The sequence below is a fragment of the Ensifer sp. ZNC0028 genome (assembly GCF_000799055.1).
Taxonomy (GTDB): Bacteria; Pseudomonadota; Alphaproteobacteria; order Rhizobiales; family Rhizobiaceae; genus Ensifer.
Map to the genome: position 1 here is coordinate 1 of NZ_JTLA01000184.1, position 5944 is coordinate 5944.

The 5944-nt window shown below is 65.1% G+C and carries 6 protein-coding genes; 4 read left to right on the plus strand and 2 right to left on the minus strand.

Annotated features, from left to right (window positions below):
- Together L981_RS32080 and L981_RS32085 are read left to right on the plus strand one after the other, a co-directional pair.
- Positions 1 to 464 (plus strand): winged helix-turn-helix domain-containing protein (locus L981_RS32080; protein WP_043626523.1); only part of this gene is annotated, 464 nt, incomplete at its 5' end.
- Entirely contained in the window at positions 461 to 2554 is a 2094-nt protein-coding gene (locus L981_RS32085; RefSeq protein ID WP_043626526.1) for a nitrogen regulation protein NR(II), read from the plus strand. The genes L981_RS32080 and L981_RS32085, both read left to right, overlap by 4 nt.
- Before the next feature lie 24 nt (positions 2555 to 2578).
- Here the strand turns inward: L981_RS32085 and L981_RS32090 are convergent, their stop codons facing one another.
- Positions 2579 to 3376: a phosphatase PAP2 family protein gene (locus L981_RS32090; RefSeq protein WP_052202137.1), complete on the minus strand. Its 798-nt coding sequence runs from the start codon at positions 3374 to 3376 to the stop codon at positions 2579 to 2581.
- A gap of 253 nt (positions 3377 to 3629) precedes the next feature.
- Entirely contained in the window at positions 3630 to 4094 is a 465-nt protein-coding gene (gene fabZ, locus L981_RS32095) for a 3-hydroxyacyl-ACP dehydratase FabZ (RefSeq protein ID WP_043626529.1), read from the minus strand.
- A gap of 362 nt (positions 4095 to 4456) precedes the next feature.
- Between fabZ and L981_RS32100 the strand changes: the two genes are divergently transcribed.
- Both L981_RS32100 and L981_RS32105 read left to right on the plus strand, forming a co-directional pair.
- Complete coding sequence (locus L981_RS32100; RefSeq protein WP_043626533.1) at positions 4457 to 5152, plus strand: response regulator; 696 nt, start codon at positions 4457 to 4459, stop codon at positions 5150 to 5152.
- Positions 5149 to 5944: histidine kinase dimerization/phospho-acceptor domain-containing protein (locus L981_RS32105; protein WP_043626536.1), on the plus strand; the 796-nt coding region annotated here is incomplete at its 3' end. The genes L981_RS32100 and L981_RS32105, both read left to right, overlap by 4 nt.

Genomic DNA, 5944 nt, shown 5'->3' on the forward strand with positions numbered 1-5944 from the left:
TGGGACTGGAGACGGCCGCCGACGATAATGTCGTCAAACCGTTCGAGCCGATCGAACTGACGGCCCGGATCAAGGCCGTTCTTCGACGCACCTACCCGTCGCTGAAGCCGGAGCGGGAGACCGAGCGCGAGCACGAGCCCGCGGCGCTGAAGCTCGGCGACTGGTCGATCGATCTCAAGAGCCGGCGCGCGGTCTGCCTTTCCGACGCGACCCGGTCGCTCACCAGCGCCGAGTTCGCGCTGCTCGAAATCCTCGCGGAAACGCCGAACACGCCGGTCACCCGCGCCCACATCCTCGACCGGCTGGGCGCCGAAAGCGATCGCTACATCGACCGCAACGTCGATGTGCTCGTGCTCCGTCTGCGCCGCAAGATCGAGCGCAATCCGGACCTGCCGCGCCACATCAAGACGCGGCGCGGCAAGGGCTATGTGCTGGATACCGACGACGGCGAGGCCCGGCCGTGATCAGCCGCCCGTTCCTGTCGTCGATCGCCTTCCGCCTGCCCTTTGCGATCGTCTTCATCTGCGTCCTCGTCTTCAGCCTGGCAACGGTCGCCGTGTTCGGCCTGCAACGGGCGCGTGACGAGATGGCGGCCTACGGGCTGCAGGCCTTTTCGAGCCTCGCCAAGGCCTCGCTGGTTTCGCGTCAGGTTTCCGACCTCGTGTCCAGCGCTCCGTTCCTGATGAACGCGACATCGCCCTATCGGGTGTCGAGCGAAAGCCGTTCGGTCGTCGCGCAGGTCGACGTCCTGCTTCAAACGATGGCGCCGGAGATCGGCAATACAGCGGTCGACGGCTTTGCCAGCGCCCACATCGTCGAGCTGCTGGATGCGATCCGCACGCAGACGGTGACACTTGCCGCCGACGCGGATTCGGCCCAGCAGTACAAGGCCGATGCGGCGGCAGCCCTTGGAGAGATCGCCACCGGCAACGGCATCGCCAACTCGGAGGTCCGCCAGAGCCTCAATGCGATCGTGCAATCGGCGTCCAACTCCGACAGCCTGTTCCAGCTTGGCGAACTGCGCCGCCGCTACGTTGCCGTCACGACGCCCCGGCTGGCGCCTGCCGGGCCCGATAGCCGGATTTCGGCCGCCGAGCTGACGCCCTATGAGCGGGTGTTCGAGGCGCAGACTCACTACCTTCTGGAAATGTTCGCCATCCGCGCCGCGGTGGCGCGGCTGCACACGGTCTCGCGCGATCTTTCGCATGCCACGGAAACACAAAGCGAAGCCGTTGCCCGAGGGCTCAACGAGGATCTCGCCTCGACCTCCGATGCGCTGAGCCGCCTGCTCGTCATCGTCGCGGTCTCCGCGCTGCTCGTGCTCGTCATGGCGATCTTCTCGATCCGCTCCGTCATGCGGGTATCGCGCGGGATCGTCTCGCTCTCCAAGGGCATGAACGCGCTTGCGCAGGGGCGCCGTGATGTCGACACGCCGAGCTACAACGGGACAGAGACCGAGTTCCTGCGGCTGCTCGAAGCCTTCAGCGCGTTTCGCGAAAGCGTCGAACGCGTGTCGCGGCTCCGCCGAACCGCCGAAGCGGCGGCGCGCACCATTCGCTCGACCTTCCGCAACATGAACGAGGGCATTGCGCTCTTCGACCCGAATGGCAAACCGATCACGATGAACCGGCGCGTCATGGAGCTCGTCGGCTGGCCGGGCTCGGCGCGGAAGTTGCCGCTGCGCCGGTTCGTCAGTCCGATGCCGGAGATCGACCCGACCCTTTTGCCCGCTGATCGGGAGGCGGGCTCGCTCGATGACCGGCTGGTGCTGCGCCATCGATCCCGTATGGGCCGGGTGACCGAAGTCTCGCTGTCGCGGCAGCCGGACCGGGGTATCGTGTTGCTGGCGCGGGACGTGACGGAGATCGACCGCCAGGAGGCCGAGGCAGCCAAGGCGCAGCGGCTGGACGGGATCATGCGCATGACCCATCAGGTGAGCCATGAGGTCGGCAACATGATCGGCATCATCACCGGCAGCCTGGGGCTGTTGGAGCGCGAAACGGGCTTCAGCGACCGGCAGAAACGCCATATCGCCCGCATTCGCAAGGCGGCCGATCGCGGGCGCTCGCTGGCCTCGAGCATGTTGTCCGTCGGCAGCCAGCATCCGCTTCAGCCGGGGGCGCTCGAAATCGGCGCGGTGCTGCGCGGCATGGCCGACGTGCTGGAAATTGCCGTCGGCGAAAAATGCAGGCTCGCCTTCGAGATCGCCGACGACCTGCCCAACGTGCATCTCGATGCAGCACTCTTCGAGCAGGCAATCCTCAACCTCTGCCTTAACGCCGCCGCGGCGATGCCGCTCGGCGGCACGATCCTGATCCGCGCCGGCAGCGCCGAGGCCGATGTCGTCGTCTCCGTGAACGATGCGGGGATCGGCATGTCGCCGGAGGCGGTGGACAAGGCGTTCGAGCCCTACTTCACCACCCGCGACCAGGAGGGCGGCGCCGGCCTTGGCCTTGCCGTCGTCTACGGCTTTGTCCGGCAAAGCGGCGGCGACGCCCGCATTCTCTCGCAGCCGGGACGCGGAACGACGGTGGAACTCGTCTTTCCGCGTTGAAGCTGTGCCGGTTTCGCGGGCGCTCTATGGCGCGCTTCGGCGCGAAAGGCGCATCACGGCGGCATCGATCCGTTCGCCGTTTTCGGTAAACACGGCCCACAGCCACGCCATCAGCCACAGCATCAGGCACCAGGCCAGCACGACATCGGACAGATAATGCGCGCCGAACACGATCCGGTTCAGCGAGAAGGCGAGGACGAGGGGGACAAGGGCGATGATCGCCGTTCGCCACCATTGAACCGGCAGCAGCAGCGCAAGCGCCACGAGCGCGATCGCGGTGGCGGATTCGCCCGACGCAAAGGAGCAACTGCGCGAGCAGGCACCAGACACTTGCCAGGCCGGCGTGAACGGCAGGCTGCCGCCGAAATCGGTGATCTCATAAGGGCGCGCCCGCCCGATCAGCCGCTTCAGCGCCTGGATGAGGAGCCCCGGCCCGACCGCAAAGAAGGTCAGGAAGAACAGCGCCTTGTGCGGGCGGGGTAGCCAGGGGCGGGGTGCGACGGCCTGCGCAACCAGAAGCGCCAGCACGCAGGGCAGAATGAAAACCGGCAGGATACGGTTGAGGTCGCGAAGGGCACGCAGCTCCGGCTCCCGCGAGAGCGGGAAGTCGCCGGTGGCAAAGGCGGCCCAGCGCGAGACGGCAAGATCGATACCGGGAAAGGCCATGAAGATGAAAGCCGCGCAAATGGTCAGCGCGCCGGCGGCCGCAATCGGCTGCTGTTCGAGGCGGGCGCGCGCCTGCCCCGGCCAGAGACGAGGATTGGGGCGCGGCCATCGGCTGCTGTTTGAGGAAGTCGCCGTGGATGAGTAAAGGCTGGACATGCGGTCGCTCGCAAGTTGTCGGAATGTGTGGGCCGGACACTTGCTCTGCTCTGTCAAGGCTGCGTCGAGGAACGGGGAGCGCTTGATGCGCAAGAGCGGGCGCGAGTTGCTGCCGGCCGAATAGCCACGGCGTCGCGGTCGATTGGATATTCCGGTTGAGGCGCTGCCACTTCTCCGTGCGGTTGGTGGCGCGCGAGGGCACTTCGCCCTCGCCAACCCGAAACTGCCGGCCGCTCTGTCGCTGCGCTCGGGATTACGCCGCTTCGAGATAGGCGGCGATCTCAGCCTCAGCGACCAGTTCGCCTGCGACCAACGCCTCGCCGCGATAGCGCCAGATGTTGCGGCGATAGGCGATTTTCGTCATGTGGTATTCGAGGGTATCGCCAGGTTGGACCGGTTTGCGAAACCGCGCCTTGTCCACCGCCAGCATGTAGATGATCTTCGGGGTCAGACCTTGAGCGATTTTCGACGCCGCGCAGGCGACGCCGGCCGTCTGCGCCATGCCCTCTATGATCAGCGCGCCGGGAAATACCGGATTGTCGGGAAAGTGCCCCTGAAACTGTGGTTCGTTGATCGAGACATTCTTTACGCCGACGCAGCGCTCCTCTCCACGCATCGAGGCGATGCGATCCACCAGTAGAAACGGATACCGATGCGGGATCGTGCGCAGAATTTTCACAATGTCTGCGGATTGCAGACCGTCGGGTTGGGCGTTCATGGCGGACTTTCGACTGGATATGGGATTGTTGGCCTTGTGAACCTTGGTGGATGTCGCCCCAGGTGAGCTGTGGCAGAGCGCTCGGCGCAGATGCGCCGAAATATGCCTTCGCCCTGGCCTGCTCGAAGCTCAAGTTGGCCGAAATCCGCCTCTGTTCGTTTTTCAAAAGCCGCCAGTGCGCGTCACCTGCGACGTTTGTCACCGGACCCTCAAAGCCATTTGCCAAGGTTTGGTGAAGATTTGTCGGGAGCTCTATCCGGAGGGGCGCTCAAGCGACCATCGGGCCGCTCGGATGAATTGCAACGCGGCTTCATTCGTCACATAAGCTGCTGATCACAACATCGCGCGCAAGGAGTTCTTTCATGGTCGATAAGGGTCTCATTCTTCTGGCGGAAGACGAGCCGGAGATTGCGCAGATCCTGGACGCCTATCTCGTGCGCGACGGTTTCCGGACGGTGCGTGCCGCCGACGGCGAGACGGCGCTGACCCACCATGCCGTGCTGTCGCCGGACCTGGTGCTGCTGGACGTTCGCATGCCGAAGCTCGACGGGTTCGAGGTTCTCGCCCGCCTTCGCCGCGAGGGGAACACGCCCGTCATCATGGTCACGGCGCTGGCGGAAGATCTCGACCGGCTGACGGGGCTGAGGCTCGGCGCGGATGACTACGTCATCAAGCCGTTCAACCCGCAGGAGGTGGTGGCGCGCGTCAACGCGGTGCTCCGCCGTACCCGCAACGGCGCCGGCGCCACCGTGCTCCGCTTCGAGAGTGTCGAGGTCGATCTCGACGCCCATGTCGCCTTCGTCGAGAAAGCCGGCAATCGCCACTCCGTGCCGTTGACGCTCAGCGAGTTCCGCATTCTTGCTCATATGATCCGCCGCCCGACGCATGCCTTCGATCGCGCCGATATTCTCGACGCCTGCCTGCCGGACAGCGACGCGCTCGCCCGCACGGTCGACACCCACATCGCCAATCTCAGGCGCAAGCTGGAAGATCTCGGGGCCTGCGGCTTCTTCAGCGCCGTTCGCGGCGTCGGTTATCGTTTTGTGGAGCCAAGATGAAAGTCAGCCTGTCGCGCCTTCCGCTGGGTATCCTGACCGCCCTGGTGATCGTCGTCCTGCTCGTGTTCAGCGTCGTCATCGTCTACGGCGGTGTGAACTCTATGGAGTCGCAGCTGGAGGCAAAACTGCTGGATAGGATGCCGGCAAAGGCGGTCGAGGCTTACAAGGATCTGAATAGCGGCAAGGTGCCGTCGCCGGACTCGCTACAGGTCCTGCTGGCCAGCACGGAGGAGCTTGAGGAGTGGGGGAACTGGGAAGTCGACAAGCTCATTCTCGGTTTCGGGGGCATCGCCGTCGCGTTCTGCGGCTTGGTCGGCTACTGGCTGGCACGCAAGATCAGCCGCCCGCTTGAAGCGTTGGCACGGGCGACACAGGACCTCCGGGCCGGGGACTTTGCGGTGCGTGTCGGCTCTATCCGCAAGGGGGCCAAGGAGGTGGCTACTCTCGTGAAAACATTCGATGAACTGGCGGCCGAGCTTGAAAGCATGGAAGACAGGCTCCGCTTCAATACAATGGCCGTGGCGCATGAACTGCGCACGCCGCTGACGATCCTGCAGGGCAACCTTCAGGGAATGGCCGACGGCGTTTTCCCCCTTGAGCAAGAGAGGGTGCGGCAATTGCTGCTGCAGGTGGAGGGGCTCTCCGCTCTGGTGGAGGACCTGCGCACCCTGTCGCTTGCCGCCGGACAGAAGCTGGTCACGCAGCGCCACCCGGTGGATCTCGCAGTTGAGGCGACCCAGGTGCTTGGCGCGTCGAACACCCTGCTTGGCTCGGTTGGCATGTCGGTGGAGG